This is a genomic window from Polaromonas sp. LjRoot131 (genome assembly GCF_964252805.1).
Classification (GTDB): Bacteria; Pseudomonadota; Gammaproteobacteria; order Burkholderiales; family Burkholderiaceae_C; genus Polaromonas.
The window spans coordinates 311,291-335,744 of the sequence record NZ_CAXUPF020000001.1; the positions used below are offsets into that span (position 1 = coordinate 311,291).

At 64.9% G+C, this 24,454-nt stretch carries 24 protein-coding genes; 9 read left to right on the forward strand and 15 right to left on the reverse strand.

All coding sequences use genetic code 11. The features are described 5' to 3' along the window. Window positions 1–37 precede the first annotated feature (37 nt). From ACSQ27_RS01445 to ACSQ27_RS01475, 7 genes are read left to right on the forward strand one after another with little or no spacing between them, the layout of a single operon-like run. The gene (locus tag ACSQ27_RS01445) at window positions 38–910 is read left to right on the forward strand and encodes a carbohydrate ABC transporter permease (RefSeq protein ID WP_436153705.1); all 873 of its coding nucleotides are present in this window, start codon (window positions 38–40) and stop codon (window positions 908–910) included. Beyond that, window positions 907–1,758, forward strand: coding sequence for a carbohydrate ABC transporter permease (locus ACSQ27_RS01450; RefSeq protein WP_436153706.1), 852 nt, complete (start codon window positions 907–909; stop codon window positions 1,756–1,758). The genes ACSQ27_RS01445 and ACSQ27_RS01450 overlap by 4 nt, the downstream gene beginning before the upstream one ends. Before the next feature lie 18 nt (window positions 1,759–1,776). After that, complete coding sequence (locus tag ACSQ27_RS01455; RefSeq protein WP_436153707.1) at window positions 1,777–2,847, forward strand: ABC transporter ATP-binding protein; 1,071 nt, start codon at window positions 1,777–1,779, stop codon at window positions 2,845–2,847. 8 nt (window positions 2,848–2,855) lie between these two features. Continuing rightward, a complete protein-coding gene (locus ACSQ27_RS01460; protein WP_436153708.1) occupies window positions 2,856–3,623 on the forward strand; it encodes an SDR family oxidoreductase in 768 nt (255 codons plus the stop codon). A gap of 35 nt (window positions 3,624–3,658) precedes the next feature. Further along, complete coding sequence (locus ACSQ27_RS01465) at window positions 3,659–4,702, forward strand: L-idonate 5-dehydrogenase (RefSeq protein ID WP_436153709.1); 1,044 nt, start codon at window positions 3,659–3,661, stop codon at window positions 4,700–4,702. A gap of 40 nt (window positions 4,703–4,742) precedes the next feature. Continuing rightward, entirely contained in the window at window positions 4,743–5,126 is a 384-nt protein-coding gene (locus ACSQ27_RS01470; protein ID WP_436153710.1) for a hypothetical protein, read from the forward strand. 9 nt (window positions 5,127–5,135) lie between these two features. After that, entirely contained in the window at window positions 5,136–5,885 is a 750-nt protein-coding gene (locus ACSQ27_RS01475; RefSeq protein ID WP_436153711.1) for a FadR/GntR family transcriptional regulator, read from the forward strand. A 64-nt stretch (window positions 5,886–5,949) separates the two neighbouring features. Here the strand turns inward: ACSQ27_RS01475 and ACSQ27_RS01480 are convergent, their stop codons facing one another. Next, window positions 5,950–7,680: a DEAD/DEAH box helicase gene (locus ACSQ27_RS01480; protein WP_436153712.1), complete on the reverse strand. Its 1,731-nt coding sequence runs from the start codon at window positions 7,678–7,680 to the stop codon at window positions 5,950–5,952. Between the two features lie 367 nt (window positions 7,681–8,047). On the opposite strand from ACSQ27_RS01480, the gene ettA reads away from it, so the two are divergent. Together ettA and ACSQ27_RS01490 are read left to right on the forward strand one after the other, a co-directional pair. After that, entirely contained in the window at window positions 8,048–9,709 is a 1,662-nt protein-coding gene (gene ettA, locus ACSQ27_RS01485; RefSeq protein WP_436153713.1) for an energy-dependent translational throttle protein EttA, read from the forward strand. Between the two features lie 186 nt (window positions 9,710–9,895). Beyond that, complete coding sequence (locus tag ACSQ27_RS01490) at window positions 9,896–10,432, forward strand: DUF1415 domain-containing protein (protein ID WP_436153714.1); 537 nt, start codon at window positions 9,896–9,898, stop codon at window positions 10,430–10,432. Window positions 10,433–10,447: 15 nt separating this feature from the next. Here the strand turns inward: ACSQ27_RS01490 and ACSQ27_RS01495 are convergent, their stop codons facing one another. From ACSQ27_RS01495 to ACSQ27_RS01560, 14 genes are all read right to left on the reverse strand, one after another. Next, on the reverse strand, window positions 10,448–10,813 hold the full coding sequence (locus ACSQ27_RS01495; protein WP_436153715.1) for a response regulator: 366 nt from the start codon (window positions 10,811–10,813) through the stop codon (window positions 10,448–10,450). 129 nt (window positions 10,814–10,942) lie between these two features. Next, window positions 10,943–12,706, reverse strand: coding sequence for an ATP-binding protein (locus ACSQ27_RS01500; RefSeq protein ID WP_436153716.1), 1,764 nt, complete (start codon window positions 12,704–12,706; stop codon window positions 10,943–10,945). Window positions 12,707–12,753: 47 nt separating this feature from the next. After that, window positions 12,754–13,851 (reverse strand): M14 family metallopeptidase, encoded by a 1,098-nt coding sequence (locus tag ACSQ27_RS01505; RefSeq protein WP_436153717.1) that lies wholly within the window; start codon window positions 13,849–13,851, stop codon window positions 12,754–12,756. A gap of 16 nt (window positions 13,852–13,867) precedes the next feature. Then, complete coding sequence (locus tag ACSQ27_RS01510) at window positions 13,868–15,082, reverse strand: M20 aminoacylase family protein (RefSeq protein ID WP_436153718.1); 1,215 nt, start codon at window positions 15,080–15,082, stop codon at window positions 13,868–13,870. 79 nt (window positions 15,083–15,161) lie between these two features. Then, window positions 15,162–16,193, reverse strand: coding sequence for an ABC transporter ATP-binding protein (locus tag ACSQ27_RS01515; protein ID WP_436153719.1), 1,032 nt, complete (start codon window positions 16,191–16,193; stop codon window positions 15,162–15,164). Further along, window positions 16,190–17,167, reverse strand: coding sequence for an ABC transporter ATP-binding protein (locus ACSQ27_RS01520; RefSeq protein WP_436153720.1), 978 nt, complete (start codon window positions 17,165–17,167; stop codon window positions 16,190–16,192). Before ACSQ27_RS01520 ends, ACSQ27_RS01515 begins: the two co-directional genes overlap by 4 nt. 14 nt (window positions 17,168–17,181) lie before the next feature. Further along, complete coding sequence (locus ACSQ27_RS01525; protein WP_436153721.1) at window positions 17,182–18,099, reverse strand: ABC transporter permease; 918 nt, start codon at window positions 18,097–18,099, stop codon at window positions 17,182–17,184. 148 nt (window positions 18,100–18,247) lie between these two features. Further along, on the reverse strand, window positions 18,248–19,831 hold the full coding sequence (locus tag ACSQ27_RS01530) for an ABC transporter substrate-binding protein (protein WP_436153722.1): 1,584 nt from the start codon (window positions 19,829–19,831) through the stop codon (window positions 18,248–18,250). Window positions 19,832–19,914: 83 nt separating this feature from the next. Continuing rightward, a complete protein-coding gene (locus tag ACSQ27_RS01535) occupies window positions 19,915–20,895 on the reverse strand; it encodes an ABC transporter permease (RefSeq protein WP_436153723.1) in 981 nt (326 codons plus the stop codon). A 164-nt stretch (window positions 20,896–21,059) separates the two neighbouring features. After that, the gene (locus tag ACSQ27_RS01540; protein WP_436153724.1) at window positions 21,060–22,460 is read right to left on the reverse strand and encodes a TAXI family TRAP transporter solute-binding subunit; all 1,401 of its coding nucleotides are present in this window, start codon (window positions 22,458–22,460) and stop codon (window positions 21,060–21,062) included. A 33-nt stretch (window positions 22,461–22,493) separates the two neighbouring features. Further along, window positions 22,494–22,796: a copper-binding protein gene (locus ACSQ27_RS01545; protein ID WP_436153725.1), complete on the reverse strand. Its 303-nt coding sequence runs from the start codon at window positions 22,794–22,796 to the stop codon at window positions 22,494–22,496. Window positions 22,797–22,808: 12 nt separating this feature from the next. Next, on the reverse strand, window positions 22,809–23,285 hold the full coding sequence (locus ACSQ27_RS01550) for a DUF411 domain-containing protein (protein ID WP_436153726.1): 477 nt from the start codon (window positions 23,283–23,285) through the stop codon (window positions 22,809–22,811). Window positions 23,286–23,327: 42 nt separating this feature from the next. Then, on the reverse strand, window positions 23,328–23,831 hold the full coding sequence (locus tag ACSQ27_RS01555; protein WP_436153727.1) for a cupredoxin domain-containing protein: 504 nt from the start codon (window positions 23,829–23,831) through the stop codon (window positions 23,328–23,330). Between the two features lie 25 nt (window positions 23,832–23,856). Beyond that, window positions 23,857–24,450, reverse strand: coding sequence for a hypothetical protein (locus tag ACSQ27_RS01560; protein WP_436153728.1), 594 nt, complete (start codon window positions 24,448–24,450; stop codon window positions 23,857–23,859). Between the last annotated feature and the right edge of the window lie 4 nt (window positions 24,451–24,454).

Sequence of the window (24,454 nt, forward strand, 5' to 3'; positions counted from 1 at the left end):
GATCCCGGGCAGGCGGCGCGCGTCAACAAAGCAAAGCATGAGCACTGCAAGCATCCAACAGGCCGCCCCTTCCGTGCGCGCCGAACGCGCCGCCATGACTTCGTGGGAGAAGTGGGGGCTCGCGCTGGTCGTTCCCTACCTGCTGATCTTCCTGGTTTTTGTCATCTACCCGGTGGGCTACGGCCTGTGGCTGGCACGCCATCCGGAGAGTTATGTCAGGCTGTTCGCCGACCCGATTTTTTTCCGTTCGCTGGTCAACACGGTGGTGTTCATCGTCGTGGCGGTGAACATCAAGATGATGGTCGCTCTGTTCCTGTCGGGATTTTTCCTGAACACGCGCTGGTGGATCAAGGCGCTGTCGGTGATTTTCATCCTGCCTTGGGCGGTGCCGTCCATCCCGACCATTTTGTCGATGCGCTTCATGCTCAACCCCGAGTGGGGCGTCATCAACACCCTGATTTTCAAGTTGACGGGCATAGACGGGCCGAACTGGCTCAATGACCCGACGCTGGCCCTGTCTTTCTCCATGCTGGCCCACATCTGGAAGTCCCTGCCGTTCTGGACGCTGATCCTGCTGGCCGGCCGCATGGCCATCCCGGCCGAACAATACGAGGCTGCGTCGGTCGACGGCGCCACGATCTGGCAGAAATTCCGCTTCATCACCTGGCCGTCGATGCGCTCGCTGTACCTGACCTCGACCATCCTGTCGATGATCTGGACGCTGGGCGACTTCAACAGCGTTTACCTGCTCACGGGCGGCGGGCCGGCCGACCTCACCCACGTGCTGGCCACGCTGGGTATCCGTTACCTGCGGCTGGACCAGGTCGACCTGTCCCTGGCCTCCATCGTCGTGGCTCTGCCCCTGGTGCTGCCGCTGGTGTATTTCATGATGAAAAGGTTGTCCAAATGAGCCGCGTCACATTGCGTACCGTGAGCCGGGAGGCCAGGCTGCTGCTGATCGGCATCCCGGTCCTGCTGTGGACGCTGATCCCGATCTACCACATGGTGCTGTTCGCGATCTCGCCCCGCAACGAAGCTACCACCGGGCGGCTCTGGCCCAAAAAGCCCACGCTGGACAACTTCGAGACGGTGTTCTGGCAAAAGCATTTTTACCTCGACCACTTCTGGGTGCAACTGGGCAACTCGCTGGTGATTGCGCTGTCGGTGGGTGTGCTGACGCTGGTGGTCTCCACCACCGCGGCCTTTGCCATCAGCCGCCTCAAGGTGCGCGGTGGCCGCACGGTGATGAACATGGCGCTCTTCACCTACTTCATTCCCGCCGCCTTCCTGGCCGTTCCCATGTACAAGACCATGGGCAACTACGGCTTGCTCAATCACCAGTGGTCGCTGATCCTGGCCATGGTGACCATCGCCTCGCCTTATTGCATCTGGGTGCTCAAGCAGGCCTCTGACAAGTTGCCCTACGAGCTCGACGAAGCGGCCAAGATGGACGGCGCCACGGCCATGCAGCTGTTCCGGCTGGTCTACCTGCCGCTCATGGTGCCCTCGCTGGTGGCGGTCGGCACCTATGCGCTGCTGCTGGCCTGGAATGAATACCTCTACGCCTTCCTGCTGCTGTCCAGGGACACCAGCGTGACCTTGGCGGTGGCCCTGGGCAACTTCCTCGCCGCCGACGACTCGCCGTGGGAACTGCTGATGGCCACGGGCCTGATTTACGCGCTGCCTCCGGCGGCAATTTATTACGCTTTCAAGCGCTACATGGTGTCGGGCCTGACGGCCGGCGCCGTAAAAAGCTGACCCCGGGAAATACCAAACATGGCTTCTGTATCGTTTCGCAATATTGAAAAGGCCTTCGGCAAGGTCAAGATCATCCACGGCATCAGCTTTGACATCTCCGATGGAGAGTTCGTGGTGCTGGTGGGACCATCGGGCTGCGGCAAGTCGACGCTGTTGCGCATGCTGGCCGGCCTCGAGGAAATCAGCGGTGGTGAAATGTCGATTGACGGCAAGGTCATCAACGAGCTCGATTCCAAGGACCGCGACATCGCGATGGTGTTCCAGAGCTACGCCCTGTACCCGCACATGACGGTGCGCGACAACATGGCCTTCAGCCTGAAGCTGCGCAAGGCCGACGCCGAACTCACCAACAAGCGCGTCGGCGACGCGGCCCGCATCCTGAACCTGGACCCGCTGCTGGACCGCTTCCCGCGCGAACTCTCGGGCGGGCAGCGCCAGCGCGTGGCCATGGGCCGCGCCATCGTGCGCGACCCCAAGGTCTTCCTGTTCGACGAGCCGCTGTCCAACCTGGACGCCAAGCTGCGCGTGGCCATGCGCGCCGAGATCAAGGCCCTGCACCAGCGCCTGAAGACCACCACGGTGTACGTCACGCACGACCAGATCGAAGCCATGACCATGGCCGATCGCATCGTGGTGATGCATGACGGCATCATCGAGCAGATCGGCACGCCGCTGGAACTGTTCGACCGGCCCGGCAACCTGTTCGTCGCGCAATTCATCGGCTCGCCCGCCATGAACGTCTTCAAGGGCGTTTTGCGCAAGGACGGCGGCCGCGCCTGGGTTGAAGCCCAGGGCCACCAGTGGCCCATAGGCGCGATCGCGCAGGCGCAGGACGGGCAACCCGTGCACTACGGCGTGCGGCCCGGCGACCTGTCGCTGTCCGCGACGGGGCAGGGCATACCGGCCAAAGTCATCGTGGTGGAACCCACCGGCGCCGAGACGGAGCTGCTGCTCGACGTGAACGGCGCCAAGGTCATTCTGGTGATGCACGGCCGCACGGCCGTGCGCCCCGACGAGGTCGTGCACCTCGAAATCGCCGCCGGCAAAACCCATGTGTTTGACGATGCCAGCGGCGCCCGGATGGACTGAGGAAGCCCATGGTCGTGGACACTTTCAGGCTTGACAGGCGTCTGGCGCTGGTGACCGGCTCTTCGGGCGGCATTGGTTTTGCGCTGGCGCGCGGCCTGGGGCAGGCGGGAGCCATTCTGGTGCTCAACGGCCGCGACAAGGCCCGGCTTGAGCATGCGGCCCGTGTGTTGCGCGATGAGGGGCTCACAGTCCATACGCGCTGCTTTGACGTGACCGATGCCGCCGCGGTGCAGGCGGCGGTGGAGGACATTGAAGCGAGCCTGGGCGGTATCGACATCCTCGTTAACAACGCCGGCATGCAAAGGCGCATGGCCCTGCAGGATTTCCCGGCGCAGGACTGGCACGAGCTGATGCGCACCAATGTCGACAGCGTCTTTTTTGTCGGCCAGGCGGTCGCCCGGAAAATGATAGGGCGCGGCAAGGGCAAGATCATCAACATCTGCTCGGTGCAGAGCGAGCTGGGGCGTCCCAACATCGCCCCCTATATGGCCAGCAAGGGCGCGGTGAAGATGCTGACCAAGGGCATGGCGATCGACTGGGGGCCTTACGGCATCCAGGTCAACGGCTTGGGCCCGGGCTACTTCAAGACCGAGCTCACCGAAAAGCTGGTGGCCGACGAACAGTTCAGCGCCTGGCTCACGGGCCGCACGCCCAGCAGGCGCTGGGGCGAGGTAGCCGAGCTGGCCGGCGCGGCCGTGTTCCTGGCCAGCGATGCCTCGAGCTTTGTCAACGGCCATGTTTTATATGTCGACGGCGGGGTGACGGCGACGCTGTGAAGCCGCCGCCGCCCGCGCAACCAGGGAGAAACATCATGCGTGGACTTGTCTGTCATGCGCCCCTAGACCTGCGCCTTGACGCGCTGGATACCGAACACCTGGGCCCGCAGCAGCTGCGCGTGCGGGTGGCCTATGGCGGCATCTGCGGCTCCGACCTGCACTACTTCCAGCACGGCGGCTTCGGCACCGTGCGCATCAAGGAGCCCATGGTGCTGGGCCACGAGGTGTCGGGTGTGGTCGAGGCCGTGGGCAGCGAGGTCAGCGGCCTGCGCACCGGCCAGCGGATCGCGATTTCGCCCTCGCGGCCCTGCGGCGCCTGCCGTTTCTGCCAGCAAGGCCTGCACAACCACTGCATGGACATGCGCTTTTACGGCAGCGCGATGCGTTTCCCGCACATCCAGGGCGCTTTCCGCGAAACCCTGGTCATCGAAGCGGCCCAGGCGCACCCCGTGGCCGACGACCTTCCCTTGTCCGAGGCCGCGCTGGCCGAGCCGCTGTCGGTCGGCCTGCACGCGATTTCGCGGGCCGGCTCGGTGTTCGGCAAACAGGTGCTGGTGACCGGCTGCGGCCCCATAGGCGCCTTGCTGATCGCCGGCCTGCGCCGCGCGGGCGCGGCCCGCATCGTCGCGGCCGACATTGCCGAGCTCCCCCTGGCCTGCGCCAAAAAAATGGGCGCCGACCAGACCATCAACCTGGCCCAGGAACCCGACGGCCTGGCGGCCTTTGCCGCCGGCAAGGGGCAGTTCGATGTGATGTTCGAGGCTTCGGGCAATGAGAAGGCCCTGGTGGCGGGCCTTGACGTGGTGGCGCCGCGCGGCGTCGTCGTGACGGTGGGCCTGGGTGGCAACGTCTCCCTGCCGCTCAACACCCTGGTCGCCAAGGAGCTGGAGTTGCGCGGTACCTTTCGTTTCCACCCCGAATTCGCCGTGGCGGTAGCCTTCCTGAACCAGCGGCTCATCGATGGCCGGCCCGTCATCACCGACATCGTCGCTTTCGACCAGGCCACGCATGCCTTTACACTCGCCGGCGACAAACGCCAATCCATGAAGGTGCAAATCGCCTTTGGCGGCGAAACCTGATGGGGCGCCTGCTTTTTATATCCCTTCACCGGAGTCCCTTGTGACCGTTTTCTCCAAAGTCATTCTTTACACCGATACCGACGGCCGGGCCAAATTCCGGGAAGAGGCGGTCCCGCTGGGCGAAGGCTCGCCGCAGGCCATGCTGTCGGAACTGTTCGCCTCGGGCGGCTACCAGTTGCGCCACAGCCCGCCGGGCTTTCGCAGCCAGTTCCATTGCACGCCGAGCCCGCAGTGGGTGTTCATCCTGGGCGGCGAGATGGAAATCGGCCTGCAGGGCGGCGTCTCCCGCGTTTTCAAGCCGGGCCAGCATTTCTATTCCGCCGACGTCCTGCCGGCCGGCGCCACCTTCGACCCGGCCCTGCACGGCCACTGGAGCCGCCAGGTCGGGCCGGATCCGCTGGTCACGCTGTTTGTGCGAGGCTAAGGCGACACCATGGCCACCATGAAAAACGTCCACGGCAACACGGTTGACCATATCGGGGAAGCCATCGTCGCGGGTCGTTATACCGCCGGTATGTCCATGCCGCCGGAGCCGGTGCTTTGCGAGGAACTGGGCGTGAGCCGCACGGTGGTGCGCGAAGCGGTCAAGTCGCTGATCGCCAAGGGCCTGGTCACCACCGGGCCCAAAGTGGGCACCCGCGTACTGACCGAGGAGCACTGGAACTGGTTCGACCCCGACGTCATCGCCTGGAAGGCCAAGGCCGGCATCACGCCTGAATTTTTACGCGACCTGCTGGAGCTGCGGCGCCTGGTGGAGCCTGCCGCCGTGCGCATGGCCGCCGAGCGCGCCACCGCGGAAGAAATCGCCGGGATCGAGGATGCCTATGCCGGCATGAAGCGTGCCGTGGAGGGCGGCGGCGACTACGTCACCTACGACCTGCGTTTTCACCAGGGCCTGCTGCGTGCCGCGCACAACCGCATGCTGGTCCAGATGAGCAAGGCGCTCAGCGCCCTGCTGCGCACCAGCTTTGAAATCTCCACTGTCCGCAAGGATGGCCCGAAGCGCTCGCTGCCGCTGCACCGGGCGGTGCTGGACGCGGTGATCGCGCGCAACCCGGCCAAGGCCGAAAAAGCGATCCTGGTGCTGATTGACGGCGCGCACGAGGATATCGAGCTGGTGCTCGGTTCGCGGCGCCGTTTGCCCAAACTGAGCAATCCGGCCAAGCAGCTCAAGGCCGCTTGAATTTGAGGCCGAATGCCGGGCCGGTGCTGCGCGGCGATCCACGCAGTGGACCGCCGGATAGCGCTTAGCGGCCGGTAAACGAGCCGGGACCGCCGGGCCGACGAGGCCCGTTGCCCCGGCCGCCACCACCACCACCACCGCCGCCACCGGAGCGATTGCCGCCCCGGTAATTGCCGCGGTTGCCGCCTGTGGGCTGGCCGGACGACGGGAAGCCCGAAGAAGCGTGGCTGGCGGGTTGCTGGTTGTCGAAGTCATTGCGCGGCTCCCTCGGCTCGCTGCGGGGTGCGCGCGGCTGCTGGTCGTCGCGCGGCGGGCGCTGCGCCTGCTGGCGTGGCGGCTGGCCGTTCTGTGAGTAGCCCGAAGCCTGGCGTGGCTGGCCGGGGTTGGGTGTGCGGGGACCGCGGCCGCTACCGCCGCCACCTCCGTTGCCTCCGCCGGCGGGGCCGCGTCCGCGCGCGCCGCCATTGCCGCCACCGTTGCCGCCGCCTGCACCGCGTGCGGGCTGTGCGCCCTTGGTGTCGCGGATGCGCTGCATCATCTCGGTGCGGGCGGCCTTGGCCGCTGCCTGCATCACGTCGCGGCTAGGCGGTTTGCCCAGGCCGCCCCAGATGGTCTGGCGGCCCATGGCCAGCGGCTCGGCGCGTTCGCCGGGCTCGGCTTCAAAGCCGGGGACCAGGACTTTTTCGATGTTTTGCTTGGTGAAGCGCTCGATGTCCTGCATGAAGCCTTCTTCATCGAGGCAGACCAGGCTGACGGCTTCACCGCTGTTGCCGGCGCGGCCGGTGCGGCCGATGCGGTGCACATAGTCTTCGCTGACGTTGGGGATTTCGTAGTTGACCACGTGCGGCAGCTCGTCGATGTCGATGCCGCGGGCGGCGATGTCGGTGGCTACCAGGGCGCGAATCGTGCCGCTCTTGAAATCGGCCAGCGCCTGGGTGCGGGCGGTCTGGCTCTTGTTGCCGTGCAGCGCCATGGCGGGAATGCCGTTTTTGGTCAGGTGCTCGGCCACGTTGTTGGCGCCGAACTTGGTGCGGGTGAACACCAGCACCTGGCTCCAGTTGTGCTCATTGATGATGTGGGTCAGCAGCGCTTTCTTCTTGCTGCGGCCGACAGGGTGGATGGTCTGCGTGATGCGCTGCACCGTGGTGTTGCGCGGCGTGACCTGGATGGATTCGGGGTTTTTGAGCAGGCCGTTGGCCAGTTCGCGGATTTCGTCGCTGAAGGTCGCGCTGAACAGCAGCGATTGCTTCTGCTTGGGCACCAGGGCCAGCACCTTCTTGATGTCATGGATGAAGCCCATGTCCAGCATGCGGTCGGCTTCGTCCAGCACCAGGATCTGCACCTGGCTCAGGTCCAGCGTGCCCTGGCTTGCGTGGTCCAGCAGGCGGCCGGGGGTGGCGACCAGGATGTCGACGCCGCGGCGCAGCTTTTCAATCTGGGCGCCCATGCCGACGCCGCCGAACATCACCATGGAGGTGAGGTCGGTGTATTTGCCGTAGGTGCGCACGCTTTCTTCGACCTGGGCCGCGAGTTCGCGGGTCGGGGTCATGATCAGGGCCCGCACGGCGTTGACGCCGCGGCGGTTGGTCAGGCGCGCTTCGGTGGACAGGCGCTGCAGCAGGGGGAGGGTAAAGGCAGCGGTCTTGCCGGTGCCGGTCTGGGCGCCGCCCAGCAGGTCCACGCCCTTGAGCACGGCGGGGATGGCCTGGGCCTGGATGGGGGTAGGGGTGTCGTAGCCCTGCTCGAGCACGGCCTTCAGAATGGCCGGGGCCAAATTCAATTCTTCAAATGTCATGATGTTGCGCCGTATGGCGCTTTAGATCGGCCTGTTGGGCGCCTTGCTGGAAGGCAACCCGCCAGTCAAAGGCAGATGGGGTCAGAAAGTGGGCCGAAAACATCGTAAGCAGCCACTTGAAGCGGTACCCGGATGTGCCCAAATGTTGTAGGCAACTGGAGCCAGCAACCCCTGCATTGTCGCACAGCAACGATAATGGGGGCATTCACGCATAAAACACGCTTTGCCAAAAGGCGTTTGCGCCCAGGCGCAGCGTGTCGTTCCAGCCCGCAAGAAAGCCTGCTGACAGCCTGCAAAAATAGTATTTACAGGCGGCAAGCAGCCCGTTTTCCTGCATTGTTTTTCATTTTTACCAAAGTTAATCCTGATGGCTCAGTACGTTTTCACCATGAACAAGGTCGGCAAGATCGTGCCGCCCAAGCGCCACATCCTCAAGGAGGTGTCGCTCAGCTTCTTCCCGGGCGCCAAGATCGGCGTACTGGGTACCAACGGCTCCGGCAAGTCCACGCTGCTCAAGATCATGGCCGGCCTGGACACGGAAATCGAGGGTGAAGCCACCCCCATGCCGGGCCTGAACATCGGCTACCTGCCGCAGGAACCCAAGCTGGACCCCGAGCACACGGTGCGCGAAAGCGTGGAAGCCGGCATGGGCGCGGTGTTTGCCGCCAAGGCCCAGCTCGAAGCCGTGTACACGGCCTATGGCGAGCCCGATGCCGATTTCGACGCACTGGCCGCCGAGCAGGCCCGCCTGGAAGCCATCATCGCGACCGCCGGCACCGATTCCGAACACCAGCTTGAAATCGCCGCCGACGCGCTGCGCCTGCCGCCCTGGGACGCCAAGATCGGCGTGTTGTCGGGCGGCGAAAAACGCCGAGTCGCCCTTTGCGCCTTGCTGCTGTCCCGGCCCGACATGCTGCTGCTCGACGAACCCACCAATCACCTGGACGCCGAATCGGTGGACTGGCTGGAGCAGTTCCTGCAGCGTTTCTCGGGCACCGTGGTGGCCATCACCCACGACCGCTACTTCCTGGACAACGCCGCCGAGTGGATCCTGGAGCTGGACCGCGGCCACGGCATCCCCTGGAAGGGCAACTACAGCAGCTGGCTGGACCAGAAGGGTGAGCGCCTGGCGCAGGAGCAAAAGGGCGAGGAAGCCCGCGCCAAGGCCCTGAAGAAGGAACTTGAATGGTCGCGCCAGAACCCCAAGGCGCGCCAGGCCAAGAGCAAGTCGCGCCTGGCCCGCTTTGAGGAACTCTCCGACTTCGAATACCAGCAGCGCAACGAAACCCAGGAAATCTTCATTCCCGTGGCCGAGCGCCTGGGCAATGAGGTCATCGAATTCAAGAACGTCAGCAAGTCCTTCGGCGACCGCCTGCTGATCGACAACCTGAGCTTCCAGGTGCCCGCGGGCGCCATCGTCGGCATCATCGGCCCCAACGGCGCGGGTAAATCCACGCTGTTCAAGCTGATCGCCGGCAAGGAAACGCCGGACAGCGGCGAAGTCGCCATCGGCAAGACCGCGCGCATGGCCTTCGTCGACCAGCACCGTGACGACCTGGCCAATGAAAAAACCGTCTGGGAAGACATCTCGGGCGGCCTGGACATGCTGACCGTCGGCAAGTTCACCATGCCCAGCCGCGCCTATGCCGGCCGCTTCAACTTCAACGGCGCCGACCAGCAAAAACGCGTCGGCATGCTGTCGGGCGGCGAACGCGGGCGCCTGCACCTGGCCAAGACCCTGATCGCGGGCGGCAACGTGCTGATGCTTGACGAACCCTCGAACGACCTGGACGTGGAAACCCTGCGCGCGCTCGAAGACGCGCTGCTGGAGTTCGCCGGCTCGGTGCTGGTGATCAGCCATGACCGCTGGTTCCTGGACCGTATCGCCACCCACATCCTGGCCGCCGAAGGCGACAGCCAGTGGACCTTCTTCAACGGCAACTACCAGGAGTACGAAGCCGACAAGAAGAAGCGATTGGGTGAAGAGGGTGCAAAACCCAAGCGTGTCCGCTTTAAGGCATTGCATTAAGTTTTTGCGCTCGCGCTACCCGTGAGCGGCAGTCCACTCCTTCCCCCGCTGGGGGAGGGTTGGGATGGGGGCCGGCGGCGTCTGATGCTGCGCTGTGCCTGGTAGAAGGCCGCCAGCCCTCACCCCCGCCCTCTCCCAGAGGGAGAGGGGGTAATGCCGATGCGGGCAATTCCTGTGGAGATACTGATGACCGACGATGAAGTCCTGACCCAAACCCGCCACTGGCTTGAAAAAGCCGTGATCGGGCTCAACCTGTGCCCGTTCGCCAAGGCGGTCTACGTCAAGAACCAGGTGCGCCTGGTGGTGAGCCATGCCCGGCATGCGGACGGCCTGCTCGAAGAGCTGGACCGCGAACTGGACCTGCTGGGGGCCACGCCGGCCGAAGAGGTCGACACTACGCTGCTGATCCATCCCACGCTGTTCGAGGATTTCCTGGACTTCAATGACTTCCTGGAGATTGCCGAAGGCGTGGTGGACGAGCACGGCCTGGAAGGCGTGATCCAGCTGGCCAGCTTTCACCCGCAGTTCCAGTTTGACGGCACCGAGCCCGACGACATCGGCAACTACACCAACCGCGCGCCCTTTGCCATCCTGCATTTGCTGCGCGAGGAAAGCGTGGAAAAGGCCGTGGAGGCATTCCCCGAGGCCGAGGCCATCTTCGAGCAGAACATCGCGACGCTCGAAAAACTCGGCCACACCGGCTGGAAGGCGCTGGGCCTTTAGCCGCGGGTGCCGGCTCTATTTGGGCAAATACTGCTTGAGCACTGCCTGCAGCTGCGCGAAGTTGAAAGGCTTGGTCACATAGCCGCTGGCGCCCAGGCGCAGGGCCTCTTCGAGCCGTTCCGACTCCGCGCTGGCCGACAGGAAAACCAGGGGCACCTGCTTCAGGGCGGCATCGGCCTGCAGCGCGGCCAGCACTTCCAGGCCGTTCATCTGCGGCATCATCACGTCGCAAAAAATCAGGTCCGGTGGCTGCTCCCGGGCCAGTTGCAGGCCGGCGTGGCCGTCCGCGGCGGACAGGCCTTCATGGCCCTCCAGCCGGACAAAGCGCAGCAGATTGTCCCGGATGTGGGATTCGTCTTCAATCACCAGAATGCGCGCCATGGTTCTTTCGCATTGAAGGCCCCTGCTGTGATTGTCGGCGGGGCGGACATTCCCTGAGTCGCCAGGCCGCCGGCTGTGCCGCCGCGCTGGTCTGGTGGCCCATCTTATAGCGTTGCCGGGCGTGAATGTTCAAATCGTGACGGTAAAGCGTGTGCCCTGGCCCACAGTGCTGGCGACTTCGATGCGGCCGCCGTGCAGGTCGACGGAGTTCTTGACGATGGCCAGGCCCAGGCCGGTACCCTGGATCTCGCCGACGTTGCTGGCCCGGTGGAACCATTCGAACAGGTGGGGAAGTTCTTCGGCCGGAACCCCTATGCCCTGGTCCGAGACCTCAAAGGCCACCCGCCCCTCCGAGGAAAACACGCGGAACAGGACTTTCCCGCCCTGTGGCGAATATTTGATGGCGTTGGACAGCAGGTTGCCGAAAATATGCCGCAGCAGCTTTTCATCGAAGAGCCCGACCGCCGGACCGGCCTCGAATTCCAGGGCCAGCTCGCAGCCTCCCTGCGCATGCTGGATGCGGGCATCCTCGACCAGGTCCTGGCACAGCGTTTGCAGGTTGAGCTCGGCCGGCTGGAACTCCAGCATCTGCGCCTCCACCTTGCCCAGCAGCAGCACGCGGTCCAGCATCTGGGTCATGCGTTGCACGCCGATCTCTATGGTGTTGATGACCTCGGTTTTTTCGGGTTCGGGCATGCGGTCGCCGTAGTGCTTGAGCAGCTCCGCGGACGACAGGATAAAGGCCAGCGGCGTGCGGAATTCATGCGAAGCCACCGAGATGAAGCGCGACTTCATGTCGTTGAGCTCGGTCTGCCGCTGCAGGGTCTGGCGCTGCGTCAGTTCGGCCTGCAGGCGGGCCGTGGCATCCACCACAAAGATCAGCGTCGCCTCGCGCTTGCCCCATTCGATCTGCACCGCGGAAAGCTCCAGCGAGCGCACCTCACCGGCCTGGGTGATCACGCGAAAGCCGTACATGGACTCGACCTCGTCGCCGCGCAGCCGGCGTTCATGGCGCTCGCGCATGACCGGCAGGTCGTCGGGGTGAACGGTCGCCGTGTAGTGCTGCGACAGCAGGTATTCCCGCGGATGGCCCACGATGCGCTCCAGGCTGGGGTTGGCGAACACCATGCGGCCGTCCTGCACCACCACCACGCCGACGCCGACGTTTTCAATCACCGTGCGGTAGCGTTCTTCCGACTTGCGCAGCTCGTCGAGCGCCTGGTAGCGCTCGATGGCGCTGCTGACGTGGTTGGCGACAAAGGACAGGATGTCGGCGTCCGTGTCGCTGTAGGCCACGCCCGGCTCATAACCCTGCACCGCCAGCACGCCGCCTATGCTGCCGCGTATGTGCATGGGAACGCCCAGCCAGGAACTGAAGGTCATGTCGCCGCTGCCTTCCGTCACCTGGCCGCCGGCTTCGAGCAGCTTGAGCCGCGCGGCGTCGATGATCTGCGGCCGGCCGGTGGCCAGCACAAACTCGGTCAAGCCGCGGCGGTAGGGCACGTTGCTGCGCTGCAGGGTGTCGCCGTCGCGCTCGTCCACGTAATAGGGGAAATCCTTGCGCTGCTTTTGCGCGTCATAAAGGCACACGTAGCAGTTCTTGGCGTACAGCAGCTCACCCAGCAGGCCGTGCACCGACTGCAGGAAATCGTAAAAGGAAAGGTCGGCCGCCGCCCGTTCGGCGATGCGGTAGAACACGCGCTGCAGCGTTTCGGCCTTTTTCTGCTCCAGCGCCTCGGCTTGCAGCTCGCGGGTGCGCTGCTCCAGCCACAGCGCGGCCGAGGTCTCCTGCTTCTGCTTTTCAAGCTGCAGCTCGCGGTAGTCGGCTTGCAGCGCCCGGTGCTGCTGTTGCAACTGCTTGAGCTGGAGCTTAAGGTCGGCGTCGGGCGGCATGGTGCGGCTTTCGTGCTCGGGTGGAGTGGCGGGCCGCCGTGCCGGCATCAGGGGCTGCCCAGTCCGTCCACCGTCTGGAACAGGGCCTCGCGCGCCTGCGCGACGATCTGCGTGCGCCATTCATCGGTGTCGACGTAGAACGCGTCCATCATCTGGCGCCTGACCGCCGCGTGCGTCTCGGGTGGCATGTCGGGGTGTTTGTGCAGCCAGTGGTCGGCGCGCAGGGCGGAGATCATGTCGAGTATCGGCAGTGTGCCGTACTCCATCGCCATGCCGGTGTATTCGGCCTGCGGGCATTCATCGGAGATGGCGGTCCACAGCAGGCCTGTCAGGTGGGCCGAGCTGGAGGAGCCGTCGTAGAACGAGGTCACGGGCGTGGCGCCGCCGCCGTCCCACCAGGCGCGCGCCCGCGCCAGGGCCTTGGCGTCGTTTTCACCGGCAAAGATGCGCTCGCCCAGGCCGCTGGGTCCCAGGCCGGTGTGCAGGTCCATCCAGGCGATGCGCCTGGCCCGCCGCCCGAAGGTGCGCAGCACTTCGCGCAGGGTGTGGTTGTTCCAGGTCGGCTCGGTGCCGCCAAAAAACATGCCGTCGGCGTATTCATGCTGCCCTTGCGAGACGGCCGCCTGGTAGCGCGTCACGCCGTGGGTGTCGATGTAGGCCGCGATGGCGGCTTCGTTCTCATGCGTGGGCGGCCACTGCGCGGGCAGCAGCAGATCGTGGACCTCGCGGTAAGCCTCGTTGACGGGCAGGGGCCGGCTGAAGTCGTGGAAGTTGCGGTTCAGGTCCACGTTTTCATGCGTGGTGCGCCGCGCGTACGAGAAACCATAGGGATTGAGCGCATGGATGTAGAGCACCGCCACGCCGCCCGCGCGCGCCTTGGCGCGCCATTCGGCGTCGCGCGCTGCATACACCTGCACGCCCGAGCCGCAGTAGCCTTCCACGCCGTGGCAAGCGCTGCTGACGATAAAAAGGTTCGCGGCATCGGGCGAGCCGTCCAGGGCCACGTCCATGGCCAGGGTTTCGCCGTCGCGGCCTTTGAGCGGATGTTCGTAGGAGCGAAGCGCCATGCCGGCGGCGCCGGCCGCCTCGAGAAATTTGGCGCGCGCAGCTGCGTAGCTGGCCGAAAAAGCCGCGTGTGTGTTCATGGTGAGCTTGGCGTTGTCAGGATCGCGCCCCAGGAGCCGTGCCCAGCCAGCGCGTGGCCAGCTGGACCCAGTAGGTCCCGCCCAGGGGGATCAGGTCGTCGTTGAAGTCGTAACTCGGGTTGTGCAGCGTGCAGGGCCCTTCGCCATGGCCCATTGCGCGGTGCGCGCCGTCGCCGTTGAAGATAAAGCAGTAGGCGCCGGGTTTGGCCTGCAGCATGTAGGCGAAGTCTTCGGCGCCCATGGTGGGCTCCTGTGCCAGCACGTTGGCCGGCCCCACGATGTCGCTCATCACCCGGCGCGCGAAGTCGGCCTCGGCGGCGCTGTTGATGGTGGGCGGGTAATTGCGTATGAAGCTGAACTCGCAGCGCGCTTCAAACGCGGCGCAAGTGTGTTCGGCGACTTCTTTCATGCGTTTTTCGATCAGGTCCAGCACCTCGATGCTGAAGGTGCGCACCGTGCCCTGCAGCTCGCAGAAGTCGGGTATCACATTGGTGGCCTCGCCGGCGTGGATCATGGTGACCGAGATGACGCCCGCATCCACGGGCTTCTTGTTGCGGCTGATGATGTTCTGGAAGCCCTGCACCATCTGGCAGGCCACCGGCACCGGGTCTATGCCGAAGTGCGGCATCGCGGCGTGGCCGCCCTTGCCGCGTATGGTGATCCTGAATTCGTTGCTCGATGCCATCACCGGCCCCGCGCTGACGGCGAAAGTGCCGACAGCCGCGCCGGGCCAGTTGTGCATGCCGAAGACGGCTTCCACGGGAAATTTTTCGAAGAGGCCGTCCTTGATCATCTCGCGCGCGCCGCCGCCGCCTTCCTCGGCCGGCTGGAAGATCAGGTAGACCGTGCCGTCAAAGTCCCGGTTCTGCGAGAAATGCCGCGCCGCGGCCAGCAGCATGGCGGTGTGGCCGTCATGGCCGCAGGCGTGCATCTTGCCCGGCTGGGTGCTGGCATGGGGGAATTTGTTGAACTCCTGCATGGGCAGCGCATCCATGTCGGCGCGCAGGCCCACGGCGCGGCCGCAGGCGCCGCCGTCGCGGCCTTGCACGATGCCCACCACGCCGGTGGTCCCCATGCCGCGGTGAATCGGGATGCCCCAGGATTCGAGTTTTTGCGCGACCAGGTCGGCGGTGCGCACTTCCTGGAAACACAGTTCAGGGTTGGCGTGGATGTCGCGGCGCACGGCCGCGATGTCGGCCGCTCCGGACAGGATGGATTCAATGATTTTCATGACGATGTCCCCTAAGAGTGCATATTACCCAAGCCGGTTCCGCTTTGCATGACCGTGCCTGGGTTCCTGGCATTAATGCCTAAATCCGGCCCTCTTCGACCGCATGGCAGGCCACGCGCACGCCTTCGAGCTGCAGGAACTCCGGCCTCTCGCTCCGGCAGCGCGCATTTGCGTGCGGGCAGCGCGGGTGGAAGGTGCAGCCGCCGGGCGGGTTCAGCGGATTGGGCACCTCGCCCGACACCGGGGTGCGGGCGCGGCCGGTGTCGTGCATCTTGGGGATGGCGTCCAGCAGCATGCGCGTGTAGGGATGGCGCGGCCTGTCGAACAGGCTGTGCTTGTCGGCCAGCTCCACCAGGCGGCCCAGGTACATCACGCCGACCTGGTCGCTGACGTGGCGCACCACCGCGAGGTTGTGCGAGATGAAGAGGTAGGTCAGGCCGCGCGTGCGCTGCAGGTCCTTCATGATGTTGAGCACCTGCGCCTGCACGCTCACGTCGAGCGCCGAAGTGGGCTCGTCGCAGACCAGGAATTCAGGCTCGGTCGCCAGCGCGCGCGCGATGGAAATGCGCTGGCGCTGCCCGCCCGAGAACTGGTGCGGGTACTTGGGCATGTCCAGCTGCGACAGGCCGACCGACTTGAGCAGCTCGCCCACGCGCGCCTTGAGTTCAGCGCCACCCTCCAGGATGCCGTGCTCGCGCAGCGGCTCGGCGATGATGTCTTCAATCGTCCAGCGCGGGTTCAGGCTCGCGTAGGGATCCTGGAAGATCATCTGGATACGGCTGCGCAGCTGCCGGCCGGCCGGTGTCTTGAACACCGCATGCGCGTCCTGGCCGTCAAAGGTCAGGCCGCCGCGCGTGGGCTCATACAGGCCCACCAGCAGGCGCGCCACGGTGCTCTTGCCGCAGCCCGATTCGCCGACCAGCGCCAGCGTCTTGCCTTTTTCAATCTCGAAACTCACACCGTCGACCGCCTTGAGCAGCAGCCGGGGCTTGCGTTCCAGCACGCGGTTGAGCCAGGGCGGCGATACGTCGAAAGTCTTGGCCAGATCATGGGCCTGGACCAGGGGTGCGCCGGTGCTTGCCGGGTTTTGCGTATTGAGGGGTTCACTCATGCCGCCACCCCCGCATGCGCATCGTGCAGCCAGCAGGCCGCCCGCGTGTCGCCGGCCGGCATGAGGTCGGGCCGATCCTGGCGGCAGCGGTCAAAGGCTTTGGGGCAGCGCGGGTTGAAGGCGCAGCCCTGGGGGATGGCGTTCAGGCGCGGCATGGCGCCGTCGATCTGGTAGAGGCGCTCGCGTTCCACCGCGATGTCGGGAATTGCGGCCATCAGGCCCGCGGTATAGGGGTGTGAGGGGTGGTTGATCACCTGGTGCACCGGGCCGATCTCGGCGATGCGCCCGGCATACATCACGGCCACGCGGTCGCAGGTCTCGGCGATCACGCCCATGTCGTGGGTGATCAGCATCACGGCGGCGCCGCGCTGTTTGCAGATGTTTTTGAGCAGGGTGATGATCTGCGCCTGGATGGACACGTCGAGCGCGGTGGTTGGTTCGTCGGCCACGATGAGCTTGGGCTCGGCCGCGAGTGCCAGGGCAATCACCACGCGCTGGCGCATGCCGCCCGAGAACTGGTGCGGGTAGTGGTCTATGCGCTGCGCCGCCGCCGGGATGCCGGTGTCGTTGAGCAGCTCGATGGCACGCGCCCTGGCTTCCCGCGCCGTCACCGGCAGGTGGGCCTGGATGGTTTCCACCAGCTGCCGGCCTATGGTGTAGAGCGGGTTCAGCGAGGTCAGCGGGTCCTGGAAGATTGCCCCAATCTTGCGCCCGCGGATGTGGCGCATGCGCTCGTGCGGCAGGTTGTCGATGCGCTCGCCTTCGAGCAGCACCTGGCCGCCGGCCACACGGCCCGGCGGCTCCAGCAGGCCGATGATGGCAGCGCCGGTCAGCGACTTGCCCGCACCCGATTCGCCCACCACGCCGAGGATTTCGCCGGGCGCGATGTCGAACGAGATGTCGTCCAGCGCACGCAGCGTGCCGCGCCGGCCGGGGAACTCGACCACCAGGTTCTTGATTTGTAAAAGACTCATTGTGCGATTCGCTTTTACCGGAGACGGGGGTTGAGGGCATCACGCAGCCAGTCGCCCAGCAGGTTCACACTCAGCGCGATCAGCACCAGCATCAGGCCCGGGAACACAGTGATCCACCACTCGCCCGAAAACAGGTAGTCATTGCCCACGCGGATCAGCGTGCCCAGCGAGGGCGAGGTGGGCGGTGCGCCCACGCCCAGGAAGGAGAGGGTGGCCTCGGTGATGATGGCGGTGGCGACCTGGATGGTCGCCAGCACCAGCACCGGCCCCATCACATTGGGCAGTACATGGCGGCGCATGATGCGCAGCGGCGCCACGCCGGTCACGCGGGCGGCCTGCACGTATTCCTTGCCGCGCTCCACCATGGTCGAGCCGCGCACCGTGCGCGCGTACTGGACCCAGCCCGATTGCCCCATGGAGATCGACAAGATCAGCACGCCCATGGCCAGCAGCTGGCTGGCGTCGGGAAACACCGCGCGTCCCACGCCCGCGATCAGCAGCGCCACCAGGATGGGCGGAAACGAGGACATCACGTCGCAGACGCGCATCAGGGCCGAGTCAATCCAGCCGCCGCGAAAGCCCGCGAGCAGGCCCAGTGAAACGCCGGCCAGCATGGACAGGATGACGGAGGCGAAGCCCACCACCAGCGAGATGCGCGCGCCATACATCAGCGCCGACAGAATGTCGCGCCCCTGGTCGTCGGTGCCCAGCAGGTACTTGGAACTGCCCTGCGCACTCCACGCCGGCGGCAGGCGGGCATCGCTGAGTTCCAGCGTGCTCAGGTTGAAAGGGTCGTGCGGTGCCACCCAGCCGGCGAACACCGAGCAGAAAATGCAGACCAGCGCAATGGCGGCCGCCACCATCGCCACCGGAGAAGTGCGAAAGCTGTGGCCCACATCACTGTCAAGCCAGCGCGCAAGGGTTTTTTTCATCAAGAGGAGCGTGCAGTCAGTGTCATCAGGAGCGAGTGAAGCGAGACCCGTGCCAGCCAGCAACAGCATGGAACCGGCTTTGCCGGGCCATAGCTGTTGTCCCCTTGTAGGGGAGAGGCCGTTACGCGAAGCGAAAAGGCAACAGGGGTTACTTTTTAACTGTCATCCACTTGAAGAACATGAAGTTGTCAGCCAGCTGGACCAGCTCGACCTTCTTGCTCGTGCCCCAGGCCAGGGACTGTTGGTGCAGCGGCAGATGGCCGACGTCGGCATTGTGAATGTCAAAGGCCTCCTTGATCATCGCGTTGCGTTTGGTCTTGTCGGTTTCGGACTGGATCTTCTTGGTCAGCTCGTCGACCTTGGGATTGCAATACGCGCCCAGGTTGAACTGGCCGGCGCCCTTGTCGTCGACGCAGGCGACCAGCGCATTCAGCGCATTGTGGGCGTCATAGGTGGCCGGCGTCCAGCCCAGCATGTAAAAGCTGGTGTCGCGGCGCAGCACCTTGGGGAAGTAGGTGCCCTTGGTTTCAGCCTGCAGGTTGATCTTGACGTTGATGCGCGACAGGTTGGCCGCCACGGCCTGGCAGATGCGGCTGTCGTTCACATAACGGTCGTTCGGGCAGTTCATGGCGACTTCGAAGCCGTTCGGGTAGCCGGCTTCGGCCATCAGCTTTTTCGCGGCTTCCGGGTCGTAAGGCAGGCGCTTGTTCTGCTCCTGCTGGAAGCCGTTGATGCCGGGGCCAATCAGCAACGCGGTCGGTCCCGAGGCGCCGCGCATCACGGTCTTCTTGATGCCGTCGATGTCGATGGCCTGGTAAAAGGCCTGGCGCACGCGCTTGTCCTTGAACGGGTTCTTGCCCTTGATGTTCGAGTACAGCAGCTCGTCGCGTTTCTGGTCCATGCCCAGGAAAATGGTGCGCAGCTCGGGGCCGACCAGCACCTTGGTGCCGGCGTTGCCGTTGACGCGGTCGATGTCCTGCACCGGCACGGGTTCCATCACGTCGACCTCGCCTGAAAGCAGGGCGGCCACGCGGGTCGCGTCGTTGCCGATGGGGGTATAGATCACTTCCTGGACGTTGCCTTCGATCTTGCCCCAGTAAGTACCGTTGCGGACGAAGGTGGTGCGCACATTGGGCTGGCGCTCGCGCACGCGGTAAGGGCCGGTGCCGTTGGCGCGGAAGGAAGCCGCGTTTTCAATGCCTTTGCGGCGGTCCACCGGCCGGGTCGCCTGGTTGGTCTCGCACCACTTCTTGCTCATCATGTAGACCAGCGAGATGACGTCGGGCAGGATGGGGAAGGGCGTCTTGGTTTCGATCTCAACCACATGGTCGTTGATCTTGCGCACTTCCTTGAAATCGTTGGTGTAGCTCTTCATGTCCGAGCCGTCGGCCTGGGTGCGGTTGAAGCTGAACACCACGTCGTCGGCCGTGAACGGCGTGCCGTCATGGAACTGCACGCCCTTGCGCAATTCAAAGCGCCAGACGGTCGGCGAGGTCTGCTTCCACGAGGTGGCCAGGCCGGGGGCCAGGCTCAGGTCCTTGTTGCGGATCACCAGGCCCTCGTAGGCATTGCCGGTCACGCTGAGCTGCAGCGATTCGTTGAGCGAGTGCGGGTCCATGGACAGCGAGTCGCCCTGGTTGGCGACCCTCAGGGTCTGCGCGGATGCGACAAAGCTGGTGGCCGCGAAGGCGCACAGCAGGCTGGCCGAGAGCAGTTTGGACTTGAATTTCATCGGGAACTCCTTGTGGAAGGGATGAGGGCTTGCGGGTAAAAACGGGACGAACAACAATGGAAAAAAGGGTGCGGCCTGCGGTGTCAATGGCCCGCCGCGTTGCCGACGCGCAGCCTGGGGTCCACCGCGAAATACAGCAGGTCGACGACCAGGTTGATGATGACAAAAATCAGCGCGATCAGGCACAGGTAGGCCGCCATCACCGGGATGTCGGCAAAGGTCACCGCCTGGATGAACAAGAGGCCCATGCCGGGCCACTGGAACACGGTCTCGGTGATGATGGCGAAGGCGATCAGGCCGCCCAGCTGCAGCCCGGTGATGGTCATCACCGGCACCAGCGTGTTCCTGAGCGCGTGGCCGAAATGGATCACGCGGTCGGGCAGGCCGCGGGCGCGCGCGAACTTGATGTAGTCGGTGCGCAGCACCTCCAGCATTTCCGCGCGCACCAGCCGCATGATCAGCGTGAGCTGGAACACCGCCAGCGTCACGGCCGGCAGCACGATGTGGTGCCAGCCCTTGGCCTTGAGCAGACCGGTGGTCCACCAGCCGATCTGCACGGTTTCGCCGCGGCCGAAACTCGGGAACCAGCCCAGGCCCACGGCGAACACCAGGATCAGCAGGATGCCGATCAGGAAGGTCGGCAGCGACACGCCCAGCAGCGAAATCGTCATGAACACCTGGCTCAGGAAGCTGCCGCGGCGCAGCGCCGAATACACGCCCATAGGGATGCCGATCAGCAGCGCCATCAGGGCCGCCACCAGGGCCAGCTCCAGCGTCGCGGGAAAGCGTTCCGCTATCAGGCGCGAGACCTTGGCGCCCTGGCGCAGGCTCAAGCCGAATTCGCCCTGCGCGGCATTCACGAGGAAATGCCAGAACTGCACGATGAAGGGCCGGTCCAGGCCGAGGTCGGCGCGCAGCTGGGTGATCTGGGCGGGCGATGCATCCTGGCCCAGCAGGAACACCACCGGATCGCCGACATACTGGAACAGCATGAAGGCGATCAGGGCGACCACGACCATCACGATCACGGCCTGTATCAGGCGGCGCAGAATAAAAGCAAGCATCGGCCAAAGAAAAAGTATCGGGGGATACTAGCAGAGCAATTGCTATGCCGACACAGGGGTTTACTTTAGGGTTAAAGAAACCGGGTGGCCCCGGCAACTGCCCTGAATCGGGCCTTTTACTGCCTTTTTAAGGTGCCGCGCTCCCCTTTGCGGCGCGGCGGGCGCTAAAGCCGCTGCAGCTTTTTTCGCACCAGGTGAATATTCCCGCGCAGCGCGTAGAGCTCGTCGGTATAGGACAGCGGCACCGTGATCTTTTCGGCCCGGCGTTCCAGGTCGTTGAGCTCCTCCAGCAGGGCCTGGTTTTTGCTGCTGTTGCGGTCGCCGTCGCCGCTGCCGTCCACCCGGTTTTCGATGTCGCGCAGCCGGCCGTACCAGCGGAAGATGCGCGAACGCACGCGAAAGGCGTAAAGCGGCGGGATGATGCGCGACAGCGGCAGCATGACGGCGATGATGATGCCCATCACCAGCCACATGCGCTCGACCAGGTTGGCCACCCAGAAGGGCAGGTAGCGCTGCAGCACCGGCGTGCCGTTCTTGATGGCGCGTTCGGCTTCCTTGGAAATCGGCAGTTCGCTGTTGTCGCGGTTGGGGTATTCGCGGGCGTTCTTGAACCAGCCGGCCCCGCCGTGGATGTCGTTGCCCGCCTGGGCCAGCAATTGCTGCAGGGCGGGGTGGGTGCCGGTGCGCGTGATCAGCGAGGTGGTGGATGCCACCAGCCGCACGTCATCGGGCGGGATGTTGCCGGCCAGGTCCACCACACCGCGCGGCAGGCGCGTGGGCGTCAGGAAGGCGAAACGCCGGGAATAGGCCTCGCTCTGGGCGAAGTTCATCAGCTTCACGCCGGGCGTCTGCAGCAGCATCTGCACCATCAGCGATTCGGGTGCTGACGCGAACACGATGGCGTCCAGCTCGCCGCCCAGGAAGGCCACGGTGGCGGGCGTCTGCTCCAGCCGGGAGAGTTTCAGCGTCGCGGCGTCAATGCGGTTGCTGTCCAGCAGTTTGGCCATCAGGCTGGGAACGCCGCTGCCGGGCGTGCCCACGTTGACGCGCAGGCCTTGCAACTGGGTGAGCGATGCCAGGCTGGCGTCTTCCGCCGGGTCGGCCTTGGCGGCAGCGCGGCCGCCCGGGTTGCTGGCGGCTCGCGCCGCGGCGGCCACCTTGCGCGCGGCGTCCTCGCGGTAGAACAGCCAGAGCGGCTCCACAAACAGGCTGCCCAGCGAGGCCAGGTCTTCCTCGTCCTGCTCGGTGTAGTCGCTGGTGCCGCCCTGGACAAAACCCACGTCGACCTTGCCCTCGCGCAGCAACTGCAGGTTGGCCGCCGAGCCCTCCGAGGGCTGCAGGACCACCTGGATGCCTTCGGCCGCCAGGGCCCTGGCGTAGCGCTTGCCGAACTCCTCATACGCGCTTTGCGCCGGGCCGGTGGCCAGCGTCACGCGCTTGGGCGGGTTCGGGTCCAGCCACCAGTAGGCCAGCGCCAGCAATGCGACGGCCAGCAGGATGAACGGGCCGGCGGAGACGGCCAGGTCGCGCAGCGACAGCAGGGTGTAGCGTATGGTTTTGGGCATGCGGGCAACCTTATCACGCTGCCGCCATTGTGCTTACTTCGCCCTTTTTTCAATCACGGTCACTATGAACTGGCCGTCCACCTTTTCGGCGTGGAAGCCAACCTGGTCCCCCGCGTCGAGCGACTCCAGCAGTTTGGGGTCGCTGGCGCGGAACACCATGGTCATGGGCGGCATCTCCAGGTTTTTGATCTCGCCGTGTTTGATTGTGAGCTTGCCGGCCTCCTTGTCGACTTTGCGGATTTCGCCTTCGGTCAATGGTGCGGCGGTTTGCGCCAGGGCTGCCGAAGCGGCCAGCGCGGCGAACAGGGTGAACAGGGCTTGTTTCAGATGTTTCATGGTGAATCCTTGTCAAACGCGGTGATAGCTTTGGTAAACACGATTGCTGCCGTCCTGGAGGACCAGCAGTACGTCATAAGGGTCCTTGCGCCCGCCATAGAGTGGCGCATCCATGCCGGGCGAACCCACCGGCATGCCGGGCACGGCCAGGCCGATGGCTTTGGGCGCTTCCTTGAGCAGGCGATGCACCTCGCGGGCCGGCACATGGCCTTCCAGGGCGTAGCGCCTGCCTTTCTCGCTGACTTCTGCCGTATGGCAGGAGCCGAGCTTGTCGGGAATGCCCAGGCGCTTGCGCGCGGCCGTGTTGCCGCTGTCATGCACGCGCACCGCGAAGCCATTGGCCTCGAGGTGCGCCACCCAGTCCTTGCAGCAGCCGCAATCGGGGTCTTTCCAGACCTCGACCTGGGGCAGGGTCTGCGCCAGCAGCGCCGGCGCGATGGCGGGGCCGGCGATCACAGCCATGGCTTGAATGAGTTGTCGTCTTTGCATCGTGTGCTCCTTGTGTCGGATGAAAAAGCGGAGGGCCCCGGATCAGCGCGTCACGGTGATCTTGCCCACCATGCCGGCCTGGTAGTGGCCGGCGATCAGGCAGGCGAAGTCAAACTCGCCGGCGCGGTTAAAGGTCCAGACCAGCTCGCCCGACTTGCTGGCGGGCACATGCGCCATATAGGGCTCGTCGTGTTCCATGCCGGGAAATTTCACCATCATCGCGGCGTGTGCGTCGAGGTCCGGTTTGGTTCCGATCACCAGCTCGTGCAGAAGTTTCCCCTGGTTGCGGATCACAAAGCGCACGGTCTCGCCTTGCTTGAAGGCCAGTTTGTCGGGTGTGAAGCGCATGGCGTCGCTCATGGACAGCGTCACGGTGCGCGTCACCGATTTGGCATCACCGGCAATGCCCCAGTCCTTTTGTTCTTTTTTGGCGGCGGCGGGCGGCTTGCCCGCATGGTCTTCGTTGCCGTGGGCGAAAGCTGACGCTGGGGCAAGGGTAAATGTGATGGCTGCGGTAGCTGCGAGGGAGGCGATGAAAATTTTCATGATGTGTATGTTCCAGATGCTTGAGTCAGTGAGAAGGGTTTGAATGCTGTGCGGGCGCGGCGGTGCCGGGCGTCCCGGTGTAGCCGCGCAGCTCCGCGTAAAGGGCCACCTGTGGCGCCGTCAGCAGACGGGTTTGCTGCAGGTGCGTGCGCAGGTGTGAAGCGCGCAATTCAGCCTGAAGCAGGCCAATCTGCCGCGTCAACAGTTCGAGCTGCGCCGTGTCAATCTGTTTGCCGGCAAAAGCCGCATCCAGCCTGCGTTCAGCCTCTACCAGCCGGGCCCCCAGAGCGCGGGCCTCCGCCTTGTGGGCCGCCAGCAATGCTTCGCTGTCCCGTAACTGCGTTGTGCTCAGTGCCAGCCGCTCCGCCAGCTCCAGCACATGCATGGGTCCCGGGTAGCCGTTCAGTTCGGCCGCTTTCGCCTGCTCCATGCCTTTGCCTTCGAGCAGGTCGGCGGTCTGCGTCGGCGACAGGGCCTTGACTTCGCGTGCCTGCTGGCCTGCGTAGGGACTCGGCGCGGAGCTTGCGGGGGCGTGTCCCGTGTGCTGGGCGAATGCCGCCCCGATGCTTGCGAGCAAGGCGAATGCAGCGATGCCTTGGAAAATGTTCATGTGTTTCATGGTG